Source organism: Nocardia sp. CY41 (genome assembly GCF_009829325.1).
Classification (GTDB): domain Bacteria; phylum Actinomycetota; class Actinomycetes; order Mycobacteriales; family Mycobacteriaceae; genus Nocardia.
This window is the reverse complement of the sequence record NZ_VUOS01000013.1, coordinates 18,437-39,737: the sequence shown is the minus strand read 5'-3', so window position 1 is coordinate 39,737 and position 21,301 is coordinate 18,437. Positions and strand designations below refer to the sequence as shown.

20 protein-coding genes and 1 riboswitch are annotated in these 21,301 nt (G+C 69.2%); of the genes, 9 read left to right on the top strand and 11 right to left on the bottom strand.

Going from position 1 to position 21,301, the window contains the following annotated elements:
- The 4 genes from hpt to GVY64_RS15325 are packed head-to-tail and all read right to left on the bottom strand — an operon-like array spanning nt 1 to nt 4,301.
- Entirely contained in the window at nt 1–555 is a 555-nt protein-coding gene (gene hpt, locus GVY64_RS15340) for a hypoxanthine phosphoribosyltransferase (RefSeq protein ID WP_040864524.1), read from the bottom strand.
- A gap of 1 nt (nt 556) precedes the next feature.
- Nucleotides 557–1,684, bottom strand: coding sequence for a tRNA lysidine(34) synthetase TilS (gene tilS, locus GVY64_RS15335; RefSeq protein ID WP_159841884.1), 1,128 nt, complete (start codon nt 1,682–1,684; stop codon nt 557–559).
- 57 nt (nt 1,685–1,741) lie between these two features.
- A complete protein-coding gene (locus tag GVY64_RS15330; protein WP_159841882.1) occupies nt 1,742–2,848 on the bottom strand; it encodes a zinc-dependent metalloprotease in 1,107 nt (368 codons plus the stop codon).
- A 13-nt stretch (nt 2,849–2,861) separates the two neighbouring features.
- The gene (locus GVY64_RS15325; RefSeq protein ID WP_159842268.1) at nt 2,862–4,301 is read right to left on the bottom strand and encodes a D-alanyl-D-alanine carboxypeptidase/D-alanyl-D-alanine-endopeptidase; all 1,440 of its coding nucleotides are present in this window, start codon (nt 4,299–4,301) and stop codon (nt 2,862–2,864) included.
- Between the two features lie 217 nt (nt 4,302–4,518).
- Between GVY64_RS15325 and GVY64_RS15320 the strand changes: the two genes are divergently transcribed.
- A complete protein-coding gene (locus GVY64_RS15320) occupies nt 4,519–5,010 on the top strand; it encodes an inorganic diphosphatase (protein ID WP_067469153.1) in 492 nt (163 codons plus the stop codon).
- A gap of 125 nt (nt 5,011–5,135) precedes the next feature.
- Here GVY64_RS15320 and GVY64_RS15315 read toward each other — a convergent pair whose 3' ends face one another.
- A complete protein-coding gene (locus GVY64_RS15315; protein WP_159841880.1) occupies nt 5,136–5,378 on the bottom strand; it encodes a hypothetical protein in 243 nt (80 codons plus the stop codon).
- Between the two features lie 188 nt (nt 5,379–5,566).
- Nucleotides 5,567–6,388, bottom strand: coding sequence for a crotonase/enoyl-CoA hydratase family protein (locus GVY64_RS15310; RefSeq protein WP_159841878.1), 822 nt, complete (start codon nt 6,386–6,388; stop codon nt 5,567–5,569).
- 193 nt (nt 6,389–6,581) lie between these two features.
- On the opposite strand from GVY64_RS15310, the gene GVY64_RS15305 reads away from it, so the two are divergent.
- The 3 genes from GVY64_RS15305 (at nt 6,582) to GVY64_RS15295 (ending at nt 8,112) form a co-directional block, all read left to right on the top strand.
- Entirely contained in the window at nt 6,582–6,902 is a 321-nt protein-coding gene (locus tag GVY64_RS15305; protein WP_159841876.1) for a 2-oxo-4-hydroxy-4-carboxy-5-ureidoimidazoline decarboxylase, read from the top strand.
- A gap of 54 nt (nt 6,903–6,956) precedes the next feature.
- On the top strand, nt 6,957–7,433 hold the full coding sequence (locus tag GVY64_RS15300) for a YbaK/EbsC family protein (protein ID WP_159841874.1): 477 nt from the start codon (nt 6,957–6,959) through the stop codon (nt 7,431–7,433).
- A 127-nt stretch (nt 7,434–7,560) separates the two neighbouring features.
- Nucleotides 7,561–8,112 (top strand): flavin reductase family protein, encoded by a 552-nt coding sequence (locus GVY64_RS15295; RefSeq protein ID WP_442939589.1) that lies wholly within the window; start codon nt 7,561–7,563, stop codon nt 8,110–8,112.
- Nucleotides 8,113–8,133: 21 nt separating this feature from the next.
- Here GVY64_RS15295 and GVY64_RS15290 read toward each other — a convergent pair whose 3' ends face one another.
- Entirely contained in the window at nt 8,134–9,453 is a 1,320-nt protein-coding gene (locus GVY64_RS15290; RefSeq protein ID WP_159841872.1) for an aminotransferase class V-fold PLP-dependent enzyme, read from the bottom strand.
- Between the two features lie 47 nt (nt 9,454–9,500).
- Nucleotides 9,501–9,614: riboswitch (SAM riboswitch) on the bottom strand.
- Nucleotides 9,615–10,287: 673 nt separating this feature from the next.
- Between GVY64_RS15290 and GVY64_RS15285 the strand changes: the two genes are divergently transcribed.
- Complete coding sequence (locus tag GVY64_RS15285; protein ID WP_159841870.1) at nt 10,288–14,196, top strand: Pls/PosA family non-ribosomal peptide synthetase; 3,909 nt, start codon at nt 10,288–10,290, stop codon at nt 14,194–14,196.
- The gene (locus GVY64_RS15280) at nt 14,196–15,542 is read left to right on the top strand and encodes a M1 family metallopeptidase (protein ID WP_159841868.1); all 1,347 of its coding nucleotides are present in this window, start codon (nt 14,196–14,198) and stop codon (nt 15,540–15,542) included. The genes GVY64_RS15285 and GVY64_RS15280 overlap by 1 nt, the downstream gene beginning before the upstream one ends.
- Here the strand turns inward: GVY64_RS15280 and GVY64_RS15275 are convergent, their stop codons facing one another.
- On the bottom strand, nt 15,543–15,728 hold the full coding sequence (locus GVY64_RS15275; protein ID WP_159841866.1) for a hypothetical protein: 186 nt from the start codon (nt 15,726–15,728) through the stop codon (nt 15,543–15,545).
- A gap of 27 nt (nt 15,729–15,755) precedes the next feature.
- Nucleotides 15,756–16,214 carry a DUF2752 domain-containing protein gene (locus GVY64_RS15270; protein ID WP_236566854.1) on the bottom strand — a complete coding sequence of 153 codons (459 nt, stop codon included), beginning with the start codon at nt 16,212–16,214 and terminating at the stop codon, nt 15,756–15,758.
- A 241-nt stretch (nt 16,215–16,455) separates the two neighbouring features.
- Between GVY64_RS15270 and GVY64_RS15265 the strand changes: the two genes are divergently transcribed.
- The 3 genes from GVY64_RS15265 (at nt 16,456) to GVY64_RS15255 (ending at nt 18,780) form a co-directional block, all read left to right on the top strand.
- The gene (locus GVY64_RS15265; RefSeq protein WP_159841864.1) at nt 16,456–17,508 is read left to right on the top strand and encodes an alpha/beta fold hydrolase; all 1,053 of its coding nucleotides are present in this window, start codon (nt 16,456–16,458) and stop codon (nt 17,506–17,508) included.
- 269 nt (nt 17,509–17,777) lie between these two features.
- Entirely contained in the window at nt 17,778–18,233 is a 456-nt protein-coding gene (locus GVY64_RS15260; protein ID WP_159841862.1) for a hypothetical protein, read from the top strand.
- Between the two features lie 124 nt (nt 18,234–18,357).
- Nucleotides 18,358–18,780: a PPOX class F420-dependent oxidoreductase gene (locus tag GVY64_RS15255; protein ID WP_159841860.1), complete on the top strand. Its 423-nt coding sequence runs from the start codon at nt 18,358–18,360 to the stop codon at nt 18,778–18,780.
- Between the two features lie 58 nt (nt 18,781–18,838).
- On the opposite strand, the gene GVY64_RS15250 is transcribed toward GVY64_RS15255, so the two are convergent.
- The gene (locus GVY64_RS15250) at nt 18,839–19,459 is read right to left on the bottom strand and encodes a hypothetical protein (RefSeq protein ID WP_159841858.1); all 621 of its coding nucleotides are present in this window, start codon (nt 19,457–19,459) and stop codon (nt 18,839–18,841) included.
- Between the two features lie 65 nt (nt 19,460–19,524).
- A complete protein-coding gene (locus GVY64_RS15245) occupies nt 19,525–21,108 on the bottom strand; it encodes an MFS transporter (RefSeq protein WP_236566853.1) in 1,584 nt (527 codons plus the stop codon).
- Nucleotides 21,109–21,301 lie beyond the last annotated feature (193 nt).

Sequence of the window (21,301 nt, the reverse complement as noted above, 5' to 3'; positions counted from 1 at the left end):
TCAGCCGCCGTAGACCTTGGGGTCGAGGGTGCCGATGTAGGGGAGGTCCCGGTAGCGCTCCGCGTAGTCGAGGCCATAGCCCACGACGAATTCGTTCGGGATGTCGAAGCCGACGTGCGCGACTTCCACCGGCGTGCGTAACGCGTCGGGCTTGCGTAGCAGGGTGACCACCTCGAGCGAGGCCGGGTTGCGGGTGGACAGGTTCCGCTTGAGCCATGACAGCGTGAGCCCGGAGTCGATGATGTCCTCGACGATGAGGACGTTGCGGCCCGCGATGTCCTTGTCCAGATCCTTCATGATGCGCACGACACCCGAGGACGAGGTCGACGACCCGTAGGACGAGACGGCCATGAATTCCATCTGGGTCGGGATCGGCAGCGCCTTGGCCAGGTCGGTCATGAAGAAGATGGCGCCCTTGAGCACGCCCACCAGCAGCAGATCGCCCTCGGGAGCGTCCGGGGGATACCGCTTGGCGATGAGTTCGGCCAGCTCCTGGGTCTTGGCGGCGATCTGTTCCTCGGTGATCAGCACCGACGCGATGTCATCCCCGTACACGTCAGCTGGATTCCCTTCCGTGGTGGTGAGCCCGTTGGGCCGGTTCGGTCTGCGTCATCGGTCCGATGCCGTCCTCGTCCAGCCGCAGTGTCAGCCTGCCATGTTCGCGCCTGGCGACCAACCTGCTACCCGGCCTTCCTCCGCCGACCGCGACGCCGCCCTGCCCGCGCCAAGCCGTAACCAGTTCGTCGACTGCCTGTAAATGCTTCGTGGTCAGGGCTTTCGCCCCGTTGTCGAGCAGCCACGCCCGGATCGCCCGTTTGCGGAGCGCGGCGGGCGCAGTGGCGAGGGTCTCGATCACCAGCGCCTGCCCATCACCGGCGGTGTGCCGCAGGTCGGCGGCGAGCACGTCCAGCACCGCGCCGTCCTCGCGCAACTGCTCGGCCGTGCGCGCCAGCGCGGGGGCCACGCCACCGCCGAGGATCTGCTCCAACAGCGGCAGCGCCTCGGTGCGCAGCCGGACCCTGGTGAACTCCGGCGCCGCGTTGTGCGGATCGTCGTGCGGCGTCACGCCCAGGTCGGCGCACATCTGCCGGGTGGTTTCCCGGCGCACGCCGAGCAGCGGCCGTCCCCACGGCTCGGCACAGGCGGCCATCCCTTGGATCGAACGGCCACCGGAGCCCCGCGCGAGGCCGAGCAGCACCGTTTCGGCCTGGTCGTCGAGGGTGTGACCGAGCAGCACCGGCAAACCCGCGCGCGCCGAGTCCAGCGCGGTGTAGCGGGCCCGGCGCGCGGCGGCTTCCAAGCCGCCCTCGGTGCCGACCTCGACCGCGAGCACGCGCGCGGACCGGCAGCCGAGCGCCAGCGCCAGCGCCGCCGCCTCGGCGGCGACCGCGCCGGATCCGGACTGCAGGCGATGATCGACCACCAGCGCGTCCACCGCGTTCGTCTCCACTACCGCCGCCGCGGTGAGGGCCAGCGAATCCGCGCCACCGGACAACGCTACCGCCACGGCCTGTTCCCCGGTCTCGGGCGGCCCGAACCTGCCCAGCCAGTCGCGGACCGCCCGGCGGACGGCGAGCACGGCAGCGGTCTCGGGCAACCGGGCGGGCGCGGACGGACGCCCGGGACCGGAAGACCCGGTCTCCGACCCGAAGCGCCCGGGTGTCGTTCCTGGCGCACGCCCCATGGGCGCAGCCTACCGGCCCGACCACGAGCGGCGAACCACCACGGGGCGCGGAACCACTCAGACCAGCACGCGCTCGATCCAGCGCTGCGGATGCTCGATCTCGTCGGTGCGCGGCAGGGTCTCGGCGTCGGTCCACACGGTGTTGAATCGCGTCATCCCCACCGCGCCGACCACCTCGTCCACGAATTTCTTGCCGCGCACGTACTGGGCGACCTTCGCGTCCACGCCGAGCAGGGCCCGCAGGATGCGTTGCACCGGGTTGGTCGGACGCCTGCGGCGCTGGTCGAACGCGGTGCGGATCTGCTCGACCGACGGTACGACCGCGGGACCGACGGCATCCATGACGTGGTCGGCGTGCCCCTCCAGCAGCGTGCCGAGCATGAGCAGACGGTCCAGCGCCGCACGCTGCGGCGGCGCCTGCGTGGCGCGCAGCAGACCGACCACGCCGCGCGCGGCCGGGTCGTCGGGTGTGGTCCCGCGACGGCGGTCGCGCACCTCGTCGACCAGGCGGGCCAGCATGTCGCTCAGCGGCTCGTCGGCGACCTCGCCGAGCACCTCGACGTTGGCGCGCATGTAGTCGCCGAGCCAGGGCGCGGAGGAGAACTGCACCCGATGGGTCACCTCGTGCAGGCACACCCACAGCCGGAAATCGCTCGGCGACACCCCGAGCGCCCGTTCGACCGCCACGATGTTCGGCGCGACCAGCAGCAGGGTGCCGTCGGAGCCGGTGAACGGGTCGTATTGACCGAGAATCGCGGTGGACAGGAAGGCGAGCATCGCACCCGCTTGCACTCCGGCGGGTTTGCCCGCCAGCTTGCGGTCCAACCGCACCTGGCCGGTCCCGGTGAGCTGGGCCATCGAGTCGGCGGCGGCCGTGATCCAACCCGGGCGGTCGACGATCCGGGCCGCCGGGACCGGCCGGTCGTCCAGCAACCCACTGACCTCGCGAACCGGCGCCTCGGCCCGCACGGAGGACTCGGCGAGTTCGGCGACCACCTGTTCGGCCGAATAGCGCGAGGTGCGCGGACCGGCGGGCACCAGCGCGGAGCCGGTTCGCGCCGCCAGACGCCAATCCACCACACCGGACAGACCCGAGCGGCCCTTACGCCGCTCGTCCGCGCCGGCGGAGCCGAATTCGACTGTCTCGGAACCTTGCTGGGTCATGATCAACCACCCGTCAGGAGCATCCACAGTTTCGCAGCGTGCCTGCGATCGCGTCCAACGCGGGCCTGCTCACCTCCGGTGGTCGATCGTTCGACATCAGAGCGAAGGTCAGCACCCGCCCATCGGCGTCCAGCACATACCCGACCAACGCGCTGGAGACCGACAGAGTTCCGGTCTTGGCCCGCACCCAGCCGGCACCCTGGCGGTCCCGCGTGACGTAGCGGCTGGTCAGCGACCCGGTAGCGCCCGCGACCGGGAGGGCGTCGAGCATCGGCGCCAAGGTGGCCGCGACCCGGTCGGTCTCGGGCTCGGCCTTGGTACCGGCCGGTTTCACCGCCGTGGCGCCGGTGGGCTCGGCCGCGGTCGCCACGACGCGGTCGAGCAACCGCGCGGGAATCCGGTCGTCGACCGAAAGCCCGCTGCTGTCGTGCATATCCAGCCCGGACAGATCGAAACCGGCCTTGCTCAACGCCGCGCGCACCGCGGTGACCCCACCGGCGAAGGACGCCGCGCCGCCGGTGGCCGTGGCGATCTCCCGGCCGATCGTCTCGGCCAGCACATTGTCGGAGTAGACCATCATGTCCCGCAGCCGGTCGCGCAGTGGCGCCGACCGCACGGAAGCGATCTCGGCGGCGCCTGCGGGCGCGACACCCGTCCTGACCTTGGCGGGGTCCAGCCCCAAATCGGTCGCCAGCCGCCGACCGGCGTCCAGCGCGGGCGTGGCGGTGCGCGGCGAGTACTCGACCAAGGGCTGCAGGCGACCGCCATCGATCATCACCGGTTCGATCGGGGCGATGGAGCCCTCGGGGATGTCGACCGGGTCCCAGCCCTGCGCCATGGCCGGGCCGGTGTAGGCGGAGAAGTCGACGACGATCGTGTCTATAGCGCGACCCGCGGACTTGATCTGGCTCACCAGGTCGGACAGGCGCGGCCCGTTCGGGTAGTACCCCTTGCCGTCCGGCTGCGCGGTGAGCGTCGGATCGCCGCCGCCGACCAGCACCGCTTCGTTCGGCGCCGCACCGGCGACGACCTTCGTGGTCACCCGGTGCTCGGCGGGCAGGGTGAGCAGAGCGGCCGCCGCGGTGAGGATCTTCGCGGTGGACGACGGGATCATCGGACGGTTCGCGTCGCCGCTCCACAGCACCGTCCCGCTGCCCGGGTCGGTCACCTGCCCGGCGAACGCGCCGAGGTCCGGATTGGCGATCACCGGGGCCAGCGCCGCGGCGATACCGGCCGGACTCGGCGCGGAATCGGTGGACCGGGCCGGGCCGACCTGTGGCGAGGGCTCGACCGGATCGGGCGGGGCGGCGACGGTGAGACCACCGTGCCGGAATTCCGGGGTCCACGGACGCACCGCGAGCAGCGCCACGGCGGCGGCGACGATCAGTACGACCATCGTGCTCGAGATCCAGATCCATCTGTTGCGGCGCCGCCGGGCGGCCAGCCCACCGATGTTCTCGTTGCCACCAAACACGTCGCCGCCGCTCTCCTGACCGATTCCCGCAGCAGCCGCCTGCCGCACCCATGTCCCCGACGACCACACTATCCTCGTTGCGCAACCGTTCCCCCGAACAACCTGGCGAGTCGGCACACTCCGCAGCGGCCGAGTCGGCAGTCGCCGAAAAGCAGCCGAGTCGCCGAGCTCGGCCCCGATGCACGAAGGAGATGGCGTGGAGTTCGACGTCACCATCGAGATCCCCAAGGGTTCCCGGAACAAGTACGAGGTCGATCACGAGACCGGCCGGGTCCGGCTCGATCGGTTCCTGTACACGTCCATGGTCTATCCCGCCGACTACGGCTACATCGAGAACACCCTCGGCGAGGACGGTGACCCGCTGGACGCGCTGGTCCTGCTGCCCGATTCGGTGTTCCCCGGCGTGATCGTGGAGGCCCGCCCGGTCGCGATGTACAAGATGGTCGACGAGGCAGGCGGCGACGACAAGATCCTGTGCGTGCCCGCGGGTGACCCGCGCTGGGACCACATCCAGGATCTGAAGGACGTCCCGGAGTTCGAATTGGCCGCGATCAAGCACTTCTTCGAGCGCTACAAGGACCTGGAGCCCGGCAAGTACGTCAAGGGTTCGGAGTGGGTGGGCCGGGCCGAGGCCGAGGCCGAGGTGGAAGCGTCCATCCAGCGCCTGAAGGACCAGGGCGGGCACTGAAAGCCTTTCCGGCACAACGCGAGCGGGGAGTCCGGTAGGCCCGGACTCCCCGCTCTGCCTTTCGCGCTACGAAAGGCGAAAAGGGACACCCGGATACCGGATGCCCCTTCTCGGTGTCAGTTGGTTCAGTAGTAGATGTACAGGTCCCAGCCGTCCCAGGACTCGATGCACTCCCAGTAGTAGCCGCCGGTGCTCGGCGACTCGCCGTCGGCCCGGCAGGCGCTCAGCGTGGCGTAGGTGCCGACATAGGTGCCGCCGTAGGCGACCTCCTGGTAAACCGGCGCGGCCGAGGCCGATGCGGCCGTCGACACCCCGGCGACGGCAGCGGTGGCCAGCAGACCAGCGGCGAGGAAGGACTTGATACGCATTGTTCTTGCTCCTGAATGCGAGGCGAAATTTCCGACGTCACAAACGATATGGACGAGCGGCGCCCCGCACAGCCACCCCTAGGGTGAGGGCAAGGCAACCCTGAGGCGAATCACCTTGCCCACCCTCGGTACCCACCCTTGGTGGCTCGGCACAGCGCGCTCGCTCGGGTGCGGGCGCACCGCCGATGTCACTGGCCGCGGAATTCGGGCGTGCGCTTCTCGAAAACGGCCTTGATCGCCTCGGTGAGGTCCTCCGAGGGCAGGAACGCGGCGTTCCACGCGGAGACGTAGCGCAGTCCCGCGGCGATCTCGTCCTTGCGCCGCTGATCCAGCACGTCCTTGACCCCCTGTACCACCAGCGGCGGGTTCGCGGCGATCTCGCGGGCGGTGGCGTGCGCCGCGTCCAGCGCCGCTTCCTGGTCCGGGAAGACGTCGTTGACCAAGCCGATCTTCTCCGCGCGAGCGGCATCGATGTCCTTGCCCGTGTAGGCGAGCTCACGCAGGTGTCCCTCGCCGATGATGCCGGGCAGCCGGTGCAGCGAGCCCACGTCGGCGACGATCGCGACCTTGGCCTCCCGCAGGCTGAACTTGGCCTCCGCGCTGGCGTAGCGGATGTCGGCCGCCGCGATGAGGTCCAGTCCGCCGCCGATGCACCAGCCGGACACCGCCGCGATCACCGGCTTGCGGCAGTCCGCCACGGCCGTGATCGAGGCCTGCATCTTGCGCACCTCGGTGAGGAAGTCGGTGCGCGGCGCGGCCAGGGCGCGATCGGCCAGCAGCGGGCCGAACGTGCCGCTCATCGCGGGCAGGTCCAAGCCGTAGGAGAAATGCTTGCCCGACCCGGTCAGCACGATCGCCCGCACCTCGGGATCGGCGTCCAGCTGCCCGAACACCTCCGGCAGCTCGCGCCAGAAGTCGGGACCCATCGCGTTGCCCTTGCCGGGGCCGATCAACGTCACCTGCGCGACGTGATCCTTGGTTTCGACGGTGAAAGCCTGCCAATCTGTCATTTGTACAGCGTATCGAGACAGATCGGAGCCCGTGTCCCGACCCGGTGACCTGCGTGGCTTCCGGACTCACCGGCAAAATCGCCTAGCGTGTAAATCCTGTGCAAATTCGCCGGCGGTGCGCTGGTTGCCTGCCGCGGCGACGGCGGATCATTGTCCCATCGGCAGACCTCAGTCATCGGGTTCGGAGAAGCTCATGCTGATGCACCGGGGAATCGGCCTGGACCGGTTCAACGAATTGCCGCGCGGTCGCGCGATTCACGCACTGTACGAATGCTGCTGCAACGTCACGTGGGCGGAGCGATTGGCCGACGCCCGCCCCTATCCTGATCACGACGCGCTGCTGACCATGGCGGACGTCGAATTGCTCGCACTGTCCCAGCGCGATCTCGAGCGCGCCTTCGAAGCCGTTGCACACGAATCGGTCTCCACGCGCAGCGTGACCGAACTCGCGCGCATCACCCGTGCGCAGATCGCCGGAATGCTCGGGCCGCCCGAGGGCTACCCGGAATACTGAGCGGACCGCGCGACTCGCCCGGCATACCGCCCGCACTCGCTCTACCCTGGTGAGATGCGCAGGTCGTCATTGCCACCGGTCGCCTGCCGGGTCGCGGATACCCTCATCTCCCGAGGTCATCACGGTCTCATCGTCGCCAAGCCGGAGCCGACGCACACCGCCGCGGACGCCGCGCGAGCGCTCGGCGTCGACGTAGGGGCGATCACGAAATCCCTGGTGTTCCTGCTCGACGACGACCCGGTGCTCCTGCTGGTCTCGGGGGTGCATCAGGTCGACTTGGCGAAGACCGGCGCGCGCCTGGAGGGCACACTGACCCGCGCCTCCGCCGACATGGTGCGCCGAGCGACCGGCCAGCCGATCGGCGGTGTCGCACCGGTCGGCCACCCGACCAATCTGCCTACCTGGGTGGACAACGCGCTGGCGCGCCACCGGGAGCTCTGGGCCGCGGGCGGGCATCCGAACACCGTCTTCCGCACCTCGTTTCCGGAGTTGCTGCGAATCACGGCGGGCCTGCCCATCGACGTCGACTGACTCGCGCGAATCACGTCGGGCGCGTATCCCGCTGCCCGTGCCCGCGAGTCGCCGGTCCGGCGTTGCGCCGACGGTCGGGCAACGTATGCCGCCACTCGCCGGCCGGGGTGGGGCGTAGTTTCGTGATGTGACCGACGCACCACGACCCGAGACGGATCTGCGGGTCCCCGATGATCTGAGCGGCATCACCGCGGAGCAATATCGCGCCTCCATGCGCCACTACCCGGCCGGCGTCACCGTCGTCACGCTGACTTCGCCACGGGGACCGGTCGGCTTCACCGCGACATCCTTCGCCTCGCTGTCGCTGGACCCGCCGCTGGTGTCGTTCAACATCGCGCACACCTCCTCCAGTCTGTCCGCCATGCTGGACGCCGCGTCCGTCGTGATCCACTTCCTCGGCGAACACCAGCAGCACCTGGCCCACCGGTTCTCCCGGACCGCCGAGGAGCGTTTCACCGACCGCAGCCTGTGGACGACCCTCGACACGGGCGAACCGGTCCTGCACGGCACCCCCATCTGGCTGCGCGCCACCGTGCACCAGCTGATCCCCATCGGCGACCACACCTTCGTCGTCGGCTTGGTCACCCGGGTCCACGACAACACCGACGAGAAGCCCGCCGCCGCACCACTGCTGTACTACAACGGGCGCTACTACCGGCCGACCGCCCTCGGCGACTGACCCCGCGGAGTGCGGGCGTCCTCAGCCGACGAGGCAGGGAGCCGCGCCGGTGGGCGCGGTGGAGGTGAAGGGGCGCGTTTCCGGGGTGGGATTCCAGACGCCGTTCTCGGCGGCGTAATTCCAGGTGGGGCCCGTGCGCGCGAGGGTGGCGATCGCCTCGATCAGGCGGTCCACGTCGGCTGACGTGGTGCCGAGGCCGATGCTGGCGCGCAGCGCGCCGTCCAAGCCGAGGCGGGTGAGCAGGGGGTGGGCGCAGAAACGACCGTCGCGGACGCCGATGCCGTGTTCGGCGGAGAGATAGGCGGCGACGTGGCCGGGAGCGAAGTCGTCGAGGGTGAACGCGACGATGCCGACGGAGTCGATGCTGTCGATCCAGATGCGCAACAACCGGACGCCGGCAATCGCGGCCAAGCCGTCGCGCAGGCGGTCGGCGAGCCGGTGTTCTTGCGCGGCAAGGGTTTCGGCGTCGATGGCACAGAGCGCATCACAGGCGGCGGCCAAGGCTGCGGCACCGAGCACGTTCGGCGACCCGGCTTCGTGCCGCTGCGGCGCCTGCGCCCATTCGGCCTCGTCGGTGCGCACCTCGCGGACCGCGCCGCCGCCCGCCAGATAGGGCCGAGCCGCGTCGAGCCAATCCCGCTTGCCCACCAGCACACCCGCGCCGAACGGCGCGTAGAGCTTGTGCCCGGAGAACGCCAGATAGTCGATCCCGGTGTCGCGCAGACTGATCCGCCGATGCGGCGCCAGCTGAGCCGCGTCCACGAGGATCCGGGCGCCGCACTGGTGCGCGATGGTGGCCAGCCGCTCCAGCGGCAGCACCTCGCCGGTCACGTTCGACGCACCGGTCACCGCGAGCAATGCGGCGGGCCTGCTGCACAGTTCGGCGACCAGCCTGCCGATGGTCTCCTCGACCGTGTCGGCGGCCTGCACCACGCGCCTGCCTCGCCTGGTCCAGGGCAGGAAGTTGGCATGGTGCTCGATGTCGAGCACGACCGTGTCGCCGGGGACGCAGGACGCGAGCAGGTTCAGCGAGTCGGTGGTGTTGCGGGTGAAGACCACCACCTGATCGTCGGCGGCGTCGAGGAAGCGGGAGACCGACCCGCGGGCGGCCTCGTAGCACTCGGTGGAGATCCGGGAGGCGTACCCCGCGCCGCGATGCACGCTGGCGTAGAACGGCAGCAGCTGCTGCACCCGGTCGGTGACCTGGGCCAATGCCGGTGCGCTTGCCGCGTAGTCGAAGTTGGCGTAGGTGGCGGTTCCGCCCTGCACCAAGGGCACGCGCAGTTCGTCACCGGAGACTCGGGCGAGGGCGGCACAGGTGTTGTCGACAGCAGTAGTCATCACGTGAATCCCGTCGGCTAGAGGACCCGCGATCGAATGATTCATCGAGCCCGCGCTTGCCGCGCCCGGTCGGGCGGCGGCCGGGTCGTCACCCGGAGCACCCCACCGCGGAGGAGGGTTGCCGGCCAGCAAGCCGGGGCTTCGCGCTGGCACTCATGACCTGACCCGAGAGTGGCAGAAGCGCCCCGGCACTGTCAACCACGCTCGACCCCGAGTCCCCATGAGCACCGCGTGGAGATAACCACCGCGCGCGAGTCATTACAAGCACCCCCAGGATGACACGCGAGCCGCGCCCGCCGCGGGATTCGTCGTGTCGCTCGGCCTCCGGCTCCCGCGCGGACGGCATACCCCGCTCGGTTCGCTCGGCGGTTACCGATGGGCCGATGCGACGCCGACGCGAGTGCGATTGCGCGCGGTGTGACTTCCTGGCGCCCTCGTCGAGCCCGCTTCGGCCTTCCGACCCGATCGGCGTCGGGCTGCTCGGACTCCCTCCGCGACCGGTTGAAACATGCGTCGCCGCGAGCCCGGACACAAGGCGGAGTTCGCGCCGCTTCGATGAGCGGAATCACACTTTCGATCCAGCGATCTCCCGGCGAACCCGAGGGCGAACCCCCGACCAGCGGGTTGCCCTGCCGGAGCGGCAAATACCCGGCCCACCTGCAACAACGAGCACGCCACCGGCCGATCCGGCGACCGGTCCGGTGAACAACAAACGACGACAACCCCGGGTACCGTGGACAACTGGCCATCGTGGCGTTTGCCCTTTGGTAACCCAGATATGACACAACAAGGCCGAAAGTGTGAGGCAAGTCGATGGGAGGTGCGCAGAGCACCATGCTCGAGACAGACGTCGACGCGCCGGCGCGCCCGTTGTCGCGCGGCGACCACGCACCCGAACCGAGAACGCTCGTCGACATCCTGACCGCGACGGCGCTCGCCCATCCCGACGCCCCCGCCATCGATGACGGCGACGTGGCGCTGTCCTATCTGGAGCTGGTCGTCGAGATCGAGAAGACCATGGCTCGTCTCGCCACGGCGGGCGTGCGACCGGGCGATCGGGTGGGCGTGCGCATGCCGTCGGGCACCCGCGGCCTCTACGTGACCATCCTCGCCGTCCTGTACTCCGGCGCCGCGTACGTGCCGGTCGACGCCGACGACCCGGACGAGCGCGCGCAGCTGGTCTTCGGCGAGGCGCAGGTCACCGCGATCGTGACCGCGGCGGGCATCCAGACCACGGCCGCGGGCATCCGCGCGGCCGAGCAGCAGCGCGAGCAGACCTGGTCGACACTGCCCAGCCCCGGCGACGACGCCTGGATCATCTTCACCTCCGGTTCCACCGGCACGCCGAAAGGCGTTGCCGTCACCCACCGCAACGCGGCCGCCTTCGTCGACGCCGAAGCCGACCTGTTCCTCCGCGACGCTCCGATCGGTCCCGGTGACCGGGTACTCGCGGGGCTCTCGGTCGCGTTCGACGCGTCCTGCGAGGAGATGTGGCTGGCCTGGCGCAACGGCGCATGCCTGGTGCCTGCCCCGCGCGAATTGGTGCGCACCGGCGCGGATCTCGGCCCCTGGCTGGTGCGGCGGGAGATCAGCGTGGTCTCGACCGTCCCGACCCTGGCGGCGACCTGGCCGGTCGAGGCCCTGGAGGCGGTGCGCCTGCTCATCTTCGGCGGCGAGGCCGTCCCGCCGGAACTCGCCGAACGTCTCGCGGGCAACGGCGATTCGGCGCGCGAGGTCTGGAACACCTACGGCCCCACCGAAGCCACGGTCGTCGCCTGCGCCGCACGGTTGGACGGCGGGTGGCCGGTCCGGATCGGCCTGCCGCTCAACGGCTGGGACCTGGTCGTGGTGGACCAGGCGGGTAACCCGGTGGCCGAGGGCGAATCCGGGGAATTGGTGATCGGCGGCGTCGGTCTTGCGCGCTATCTCGACCCGGTCAAGGACGCCGAGAAATACGCGCCACTGGCCTCCGTCGGCTGGGAGCGCGCATACCGCAGCGGCGACCTGGTGCGCAACGACAGCGTCGGCCTCGTTTTCCTCGGCCGCGCGGACGATCAGATCAAGCTGGGTGGACGGCGCATCGAACTCGGCGAGATCGACAACGCTCTGCAGCATCTGCCCGGCGTCACGGGCGCGGCGGCGGCCATTCGAACCACCAAGGCGGGCAACAAGCTCCTGGTCGGCTATCTGACCGGGCCCGGCCCGGACTTCGATGCCAAGGCCGCGCGCGCCGTCCTCGCCGAGCGTCTCCCGGCGCCGCTGGTGCCCCGGCTCGCGGTGGTCGACGAGCTGCCCACCCGTACCTCCGGCAAGGTCGACCGGGACGCGCTGCCGTGGCCTCTGCCCAACGCCGCCGAGGACGACGACAACGAGCTGACCGGCACGGCCCTGTGGGTCGCCGGACTGTGGGACGCCATTCTCGGCGCGGAGGCGAGCGACCTCGACGCGGACTTCTTCGACCTGGGCGGCGGTTCGCTCGCGGCGGCGCAGCTGGTCACCGCGCTGCGCGAACGGTATCCACAGATCGCCGTCGCCGACGTCTACGACCATCCTCGCCTCGGCGCGCTGGCCGACCTGCTGGAGCAGACCACGCCCGCGGTGGCGGTCGCCGAGCGGACGGTGCGGCCCACGCCGGTGCTCGCGCAAGCCGCGCAGGTGCTCGCCACCATCCCGCTCACCACGCTCACCGGCCTGCAGTGGCTGACCTGGCTGGCGATCGTCGGCAACATCGCCGCCTGGTCCGGCTCGCTGCCGTGGCTGCCGCAGCTGTCCTGGTGGTGGACGCTGGCCGCGTTCCTGCTGTTCATCTCACCGCCCGGCCGCATGGCGATCTGCGTGGCCGGCGCGCGGCTGCTGCTGCGCGGCATCCGGCCGGGCCGCTATCCGCGCGGCGGTTCGATGCATCTACGGCTGTGGGCGGCCGTCCGTCTCTCCGAGGCCAGCGGCGCCGAGAACCTGTCCGGAGCGCCGTGGATGGTGCCGTTCGCTCGCGCACTCGGCGCGAAGATCGGCAAGGGCGTCGACCTGCACAGCCTTCCGCCGGTCACGGGCATGCTCGAGCTCGGCGACGGATGCAGCGTGGAACCGGAAGTCGACCTGTCCGGATACTGGATCGACGGCGACGTGGTGCATCTGGGTCCGATCACCGTCGGCCCCGGCGCGGTGGTCGGCTCGCGTTCGATTCTGCTACCCGGCACGAAGATCGGCAGGAACGCCGAGGTGGCGCCCGGTTCGGCGGTGTCAGGCAAGGTGAAGGCCGAACAGGAATGGGCCGGTTCGCCCGCGGTGAAGGTCGGCAAGGCCCAGCACCGCTGGCCCGCGCACACGCCCGATCGAGCCCGGCACTGGGTCGCGATCTTCGGCGTCACGTCGATGGCGTTGGCCGCCGTGCCCATTCTCGGCATCGGCGCCGGTGGCACGTTCCTGGCCTGGTTCGTTCGCGACACCCGCACCCTGGCGGGCGGCGCCGCGCGCGCGTTCGCCGTCCTCCCCCTCGCCACGCTGCTCAGCCTGGGCGTCTACGCGGCGGCGACCATCGTCGCGGTCCGCCTGCTGAGCATCGGCCTGACCGAGGGTTACCACCCGGTGCGCAGCCGCGTCGGCTGGCAGGCATGGGCCACCGAGCGGTTGCTGGACTCCGCGCGCACTTTCCTGTTCCCGCTGTACGCCAGCCTGCTCACCCCCGTGTGGCTGCGCTTGCTCGGCGCGAAAGTGGGCAAGAGCGTGGAGGCGTCCACGGTGCTGTTGCTGCCGAAGTTCACCACCGTCGCCGACGGGGCCTTCCTGGCCGACGACACCATGATCGCCGGTTACGAACTCGGCGGAGGCTGGCTGCACATCGGTGCGGCGAAGGTCGGCAAGCGCGCCTTCCTCGGGAATTCCGGAATGACCGCCCCCGGCCGCCGGGTCCCGAAGAACGGGCTGGTCGCGGTGCTGTCGGCGGCGCCGTCCAAGGCCAAGCCGGGCTCGTCCTGGCTGGGCAGCCCGCCGGTCCGGCTGCGCCGCGCGGCGGAGAACGCCGACACCGCGCGCACCTTCGATCCACCGGCCCGCCTGCGCGTCGCCCGCGCCCTCGTCGAGACCTGCCGCTTGCTCCCGGTGCTGGTGACCTTCGCGATCGGACTCGGCGTGCTGTGCACCCTCGCGTGGCTCGCGCACACCTTCGGCCACCTCGCCGCCGGGCTGCTCAGCGGAGTGGTGCTGCTGGCCGCAGGCGCCGTCGCGGGAGCGAGCGCCGTGGCCGCCAAATGGTTGCTGGTCGGGCGGATACGCACCGGGGAGCATCCGCTGTGGAGCTCGTTCGTCTGGCGTAACGAGGTATCCGACACCTTCGTGGAAACGGTTGCCGCGCCGTGGTTCGCGCGCGCGGCGACCGGGACGCCCGTACTGAACCTCTGGCTTCGCGGCCTCGGCGCCGAGATCGGGCGCGGGGTATGGTGCGAGTCCTACTGGCTACCGGAGGCGGACCTGGTGACTCTCGGCGACGGCGCGACCGTGGAACGCGGCTGTGTGGTGCAGACCCATCTGTTCCACGACCGGATCATGGCCATGGACACCGTCACCCTCGGCGCGGGCGCCACCCTCGGTCCGCACTGCGTGGCGTTGCCCGCCTCGGCGCTCGGCGACGGCGCGACCATCGGCCCGGCCTCCCTGGTCATGCGCGGTGACGCGGTGCCCGCCGCGACGCGCTGGTGGGGCAACCCGATCGCGCCCTGGTTCACGGGCGACCCCGGGGCGCGCTGATGACGGGCAAGTTCTACGAAGCCCCCATCGACGAGTACCTGCCGCAGAACGGCAACCGTGGGTATCGGGTCTCCCGATACGAGCTGGAGCTGGCCTATCGGGTCTCCGCCAACCGGCTCACCGGCCGCGCCGCGATCACGGCGGTGACCACCGAGGTGCGCCCCCGGTTCGCACTCGATCTCTCCCAGGCGCTGAGCGTCTCGAAGGTGTCGGTCAACGGCGCCAAGGCCGCGAAGTACACCCATCAGCACGGCAAACTGGTGATCACGCCGCAGCAGCGGATCCCGGCGGGTGGCGTGCTCTCGCTGGTGGTGCAGTACGGCGGCACGCCGAAACCGGTGCGCGGGCCGTGGGGCGAGGTCGGGTGGGAAGAACTCACCGAAGGCGCGCTCGTGGCCAGCCAGCCCAACGGCGCGGCCTCCTGGTTCCCGTGCGACGACCACCCGAGTTCCAAGGCCAGCTATCGGATCTCGATCACCACCGATTCGCCGTATCACGCGGTGGCCAACGGAACCCTGGTGCGCAAGCAGAGCAAGTCCAGTCAGACCACGTGGGTCTACGAGCAGCCCGAACCGATGTCGAGCTACCTGGCCACCATCCAGATCGGTCACTATCGCAGGCACCGCATCGATTCCTCACATTCCGCGGTGCCGATGCACGCGATCCTGCCCCCGCGGCTGCGGGGGAACTTCGATCACGACTTCGCGCGTCAGCCGAGGATGCTCGAGGTTTTCAGCGAGAGGTTCGGCCCGTACCCGTTCGCGGACTACACCGTGGTCGTCACCGACGACGAGCTGGAGATCCCGATCGAGGCGCAGGGCCTGTCCATCTTCGGCGCCAACCACTGCGACGGCCGCCGCGGCGCCGAACGACTGGTCGCGCACGAGCTCGCCCATCAGTGGTTCGGCAACAGCCTGACCATCCGCCAGTGGCGCGATATCTGGCTGCACGAGGGCTTCGCCTGCTACGCGGAATGGATCTGGTCGGAAGCCGCGGGCGGACCCACCGCCGATCAGCTGGGCCGCGCCGCGCGCCACAATCTCTCCCGCGAGCCCCAGGACATCGTCATCGGTGATCCCGGACCGCAACGCATGTTCGACGATCGTGTCTACAAACGGGGTGCGCTCACGCTGCACGCCTTGCGCCTCGAACTCGGCGACTCGACGTTCTTCGACCTGCTGCGGGAGTGGACCATTCGCTATCGCCACTCGTCGGTGACCACCGAGGAATTCACCGACCTGGCGGGGCACTACAGCCTGGTGTCGCTGCGTCCGCTGTGGGACAGCTGGCTGCTCGCCGAGCGACTACCGCAGCTGCCGCCCTACGGCGGCGCGTCGACGGCCTGATCAGAACACCAGGTAACGCGCGGCGAGTTCCTCGACGAGCGGATCGTCCTCCGGCACGCTCGCCAGCGCGTCCAGATCGGTCGCCACCGCGATCTGGCGGGGATCGTCGTGCTCGGTATCGCGCGGGTCCTCGATGAGCTGGCGCTGCAACTTCTGCCGCACCCTGGTCTTCAGCGAATCGTTCATACTTTCGGATGCCCCCGTACCGGGTTGTTACACCGGTGTAAACAAGGTTCCCCACGGCGTATTCCGTACGACGGTGTAGATCGCCAGCAAGGCGAAGAACGTCCACATGGTGGTTCGGCTGATCGACGGCAGCCGCATCTTCCGGCCGCGCCACCCCTGGACGGTCCAATCCAGCACCCACACCGCGAAGGCCAGGACCAGCGGAAGCGCGAGCAAGTTGCTGTGCAACGCATCGATGAGGTGCCCGTCGGTGAGGTTGTGCACCGCGCGCATCCCGCCGCACCCGGGGCAGTACCAGCCGGTCAGCGCGTAGACCGGACAGGTGCCGTAGGAGCCTTCGACGTGCGGATCACGGACGTGCAGCAGTACACCGACACCCACGCCGAGACCTGCGACGAGCAGCGGAAGCGCCGCCCCGCGCCAACCGCTTCTCGGCTGAGTTCCCGGGTCCGTCACGGGGCCGGAGGCAGGATGCGCGATGTCCACGAATCAACCGTAACCGGGCAGTGCGGACGGCCGCCACGGCAGCGCCGCAGTCCTGCGATTGCGCACCCGTGATGCGCACCTGAAGAAAGCACTGACGATTTTTTCTGCCGGAACGATCTTTTGGGGTATCGAATCCGGGGGTACTCCCCGATATAGACCAGGAACACCGTCGTACGGCGCTAACACTAGCAAGCAGCGCTGCTTGCACTGTACGGTGACGGTGAACACAAAGGAGTGCTCGATGCTGGCGAAGTCGATGAGGACGCTGGCGGACGCGCATAACGGTGCGCTCACCGCCGATTACCGTGCCGGACTGCGGTCCCGAACCTTCCGGACCGCGTCGTTGAACAGGCCCACCGCCCGTCACGCGGTCATCCCGGTCACCACCAAGGACGGCGCCCGCCTGCGAGTACATGCCTACGGCCCCGCCCAAGGCGATGTCATCGTGCTGATCCACGGCTGGAGCTGCAGCATCGAGTACTGGAACCCACAGATCAACGCGTTCGCCGACCGGTATCGCGTGGTCTGCTACGACCAGCGCGGCCACGGCGCCAGCGAACTCGGCAAGACCGCCCCCAGCAAAGAGTCGCTGGCCGACGATCTGTCGGCCGTGCTGAATGCCACGCTCCGCCCCGGTCAGCGAGCCGTGCTGGTCGGCCACAGCATGGGTGGCATCACCATTCAAGCCTGGGCCGCGCAGTATCCGGAGCAGGTCCGCAAGCAGGCCGCGGCCGCCGTTCTGCTGAACACCACGTCGGGCAACATTCGCTACGACACCGATCTGCTCCCGCTGCTGAACAAGCCGCTCACGCTGGCGGACCGCCCGATCACCGTGTTGGGAGCCGCCGTGCGCATACCCATGATCGTCGCCGAGACACTGCTCACCGCCCCGGTCCCGCTGCCGGGCGGCTGGCCCACCAGTGCGCTGCTCAAGGCCCGCGTGATGACGCCGCACGCGACCGCGGATCAGGTGGAGTTCGCACTGGGCATCGTGCGATCGTGCCGACCGCTCACGCGCGGCAGGCACGCCGCCGCGCTCGCCGACATGGACCTCGCCGAGGCCGCCGCCTCCCTGACCGTGCCCACCACGGTGATCGCCGGAGCCCACGACCGCTTGCTGCCCGAGCGCATGTCACGCCGCATCGCCGATGCGCTCGCCGAAGCAGGCCACCTGGCCGCGTACCACGTGTGGCCCACCGGCCACCTGGGCAACATCGAGGCTGCCGACCGCTTCAACGCGGAATTGGCCGCCATCGCCCAGAGCGCCCACCTGCGCGACGCGGCCGCGGGCTGACCCTGACCGTTGCTCTCGGGCCGGGCGACGACGCCCGGCCCGAGAGCAGGCTTCCACGAAGCCCGAGGCCGACTACGCTCCTACGTTTGCCGCCTCGATACTGCAACAAGATCGCATTCTGAAGCCCCGGTCGCCCACCACGGAATTCCGGCGTGCCCACGCCGAATTCGAGGCCTCCGGCGCGTTTTTCCCCTACTCCCGTTAACATTCGGCGAACTCAGGTCGACACAGCAGTCAGACAGTTTCGGGTTCCGACGAAGGGAGCAGCGGTGGGTGTCTGGCGTGGTGTGGCTGTCCTTGTTCTGGCCTTCGGCGCACTCGGTGCGAGCATTCCGGCGGCCTCCGCGCTTCCGCTGGGCGTCCCCCCTGCGCGCACGCTCTGCGGGGGCGGCGGCGCGGGCATCGGCATGATCGCCGCCTACTACGACTCCAACCGCAACTACTCCGGCGTGCCCACCCTGTGGATTCATCCGGAGTTCGTCTACACACCCGACCGTCCCGGCGGCACCTGCGGCGTGACGGTGACGGTTTCCTGGCGCAACTCCGACACCGGCGCGCTGGGCACCCTGCCCCCGATCCGGCTCGACGACAACACGCCGGCCGAGGAGAACGTCGCCGGTTCGTGGGTCCCGGTGAGCATTCCGTCCGGTCTCGGCCGAGTAGAAGTCCTCATCGCGACCGACGCTCCCCATGTCCCGGGAAAGGGAATCTTCGTAGTCACGTAGCCGGATCGGAGTCCGTCGCACGGGCTCTGCCGGATCGATGCTTTCGGCATCCGCGAAGCACCGACACGGCAACCAGTCCCGCCGGGCTGGGAATGAATACGCCGAGCACGCGGTAGAACCAGACATGAAACTCGACGACGACGCTCGTTCACTCATCGGGTCCGGCGCCGACGCCACGCTGGTCACGCTCAACCCCGACGGCAGCCCGCAGGTCTCGGTGGTCTGGGTGGCTCTGCAGTCGACACCGGACGGCGACGAACTCGTCACCGCGCACCTGGGCGTCTATCAAAAGATCCGCAACGTCCGCCGCGACCCGCGCGTGGCGGTGACCATCCTTTCCGCAGAACGCGGCGAGGTCATGCGCCCTTACCTTTCGATCACCGGCACCGCCCGCGTCGTCGAGGGCGGTGCCCCGGAATTGCTCAGGCAACTCGCCAAGACTTTGGCCGCCCCGGGCGTCGAGTTTCCTCCGCCGGACGCCCCGCCCGGTTACCTCACGCGTATCCGCATCGACAAAGTCGGCGGCATCGGCCCCTGGGCCTCCTAGCCGCTTCCGCCTCTCGCGGTCGAAGCCCGTCGCCGCTTCTCGCCCGGGAGGGACAGGCTCAGCCGGAGTTCCGGCGGGCCTTCTCTCGCCGAACCCATTGGGCGATGGCCGCCACGGCAGAGAACATCGCCGTCGCCCCGGCCACCAGCGCGGTGCCCGTGAGTTTCGCGGTGGAGAACTCGACCGTTCGCCGGCCCGGCAGCGGGTATTGCCCGTTGCCCGATGCCCATCGGATCACGAAGCCGACCTGCGTGCCGAGGTCGGTGGGCGGGCCGGACCCGATCATGGAGCGCAGCTCCGGCCCCTTTCCGTTGAGGTAGATCAGGGTGAACGCGATGAACAGCGCCATCGCCACCGCGGCGCCCGTCGTCAAGCGGGCAAGCGCTTCGGTGCGGGCCCACAGATTGATCAGCGCCGCCAGGACGGTGAGGAAGATCGCGATGGTGGCGAGGAGCGCCCACTTGCCGCTGAGGTTGGAGTGAGCCGGGGGGTTCTTCGACCACAGACCCACGAGGGTGGTGGTGATGTGGGTTTGGCCGAAGGCGTTGCTCCAGATCGTGCCGTCCGGTCCCCCGGTGGTCAGCCAGGGCTTGAACAACAGGGTGAACGTGATGGCGGCTCCGACGGCCGCGAGCATGAACCCCCAGTTGTCCTGGAGCAGAGTCCCGACCGGTTGCATCCGGGGAGAACCTGCCCGGGAGCGCGGATTGTTTCCCCCTTGCCAAGGAGTCGGCTGCACCATCGCTAGTCCGCCTTCAATGCATCGATATCGGACGAGCCGTCAGATAGCGGCTCGCTGGCTACTGCTGCGATTGTCCGGACCGCGAGGGCAGGGTCCTCCACGGCGGCTGGTTCCGCGGTCGCATCCGCCGGTTTGGCCGCCGAGAGCGGATCGGCGATGTCCTCGAGGGACTTGCCTTCGGCGTTCACGCCGAAGAACCAGGCGACCAGGCCGCCGAAGATCATGAATCCGGCGCCGATGAGGTACCCCACCGTGAGCGGGAACCGGTCCGGGTTCGGGTTGTCGGCGCCGCCGACCAGGTGCCCGAACAGGAACGGCGCGACCACTCCACCGGCGCCCTGCGCGATGGCGAAGAAGAACGAGATGGCCTGACCGCGAAGTTCCAGCGGGAAGATCTCGCTGACCGTGAGATAGGCCGAGGACGCCCCCGCCGAAGCGAAGAAGAAGATGACACACCAGAACAGGGTCTGCGTGGTGGCGTTGAGGATGCCCGCGTTGAATGCCCACGCGGAGAGGAAAAGCAGCGAACCGGATCCGAGATATGTTGCGCAGATCATCTTCCGGCGGCCGATGCTGTCGAAGAGCGGGCCGAGCACCAAGGGGCCGATCAGGTTACCGACGGCGAAGGGGAAGAAGTAGTAACCCGTATGGTGGGCCGGCACGTCGTAGAAGTTGATCAATACCAACCCGACGGTGAAGAAGATCGCGTTGTACAGGAATGCCTGCGTGGCCATCATCGTGAAGCCGAGGAAGGAGCGAGACGGATACCGTCCGAAGAAGATGCGCCCCATCTGCACATAGGACAGTCGATCCGTGTCCACGATGTCCAAGGCTTTGCTCTCGTCTACCGGAGGCAGTTCGATTCCCCGGCTTCGGACCTGCGCTTCGATCTCGTCGACGGTCCGCTCGGCTTCCTCGGCACGACCGTGGGTGAGCAGCCAGCGGGGGCTCTCCGGGATGTGCCTGCGCAGGAAGATGATGATGAGCCCGAGGACGGGTCCGATGAAGAACCCGATTCGCCATCCCCAGCCGGTGGGAATGAGCTGTTCGTTGAACAGCACCAGACTGGCCGCCGCGCCCAGAGCGGCGCCGCCCCAGTACGTTCCGTTGATCGCGATGTCGACCCGGCCCCGGTATTTGGACGGCATGATCTCGTCGATCGCGGAGTTGATCGCCGTGTACTCGCCACCGATTCCGGTGCCCGCGATGAAGCGGAAGAAGTACAGCGACCACGCGTTCCAGGAGAAGCCAGCCAAGCCGCTGCCGATCAGATAGATCGCCAGGGTCAGAATGAACAATTTCTTGCGACCGAGCCGGTCGGTGAGCCGGCCGAAGACGAGCGCGCCGACGACCTGACCGGCCAGATACCACGACGCCATCGCGCCGACCTGTCCGGACGTCAGATGCAGCGTTCCGGCGTCTTGCAGCGGTCCACCCATGCTGCTGACGATCTGGATCTCGATGCCGTCCAGGATCCAGGAGACGCCCAGCCCGACGACGATGAGCCAGTGGAACTTGGTCCATGGCAGCCGGTCCATCCGGGCCGGCACCAGACTTCGGACTACCTTGGTTCGCGTTTCCAGCACTTGATGATCACCTTGATTCGGAAGAGCCGGTTCGTGCACAGGCCCGTGTGGGTGTCGAGAGTGGATCCGCCACCGCGCGCCGGCGCGGAGAAAACCCGGGACCGCGTCTCGACCTCTGCACTGGCTTCGCTCCTCACCGCCCTGAGCGGACCTGGTAACGCCCGGTTACATGGAATACTGCGTCGTTGTGAAT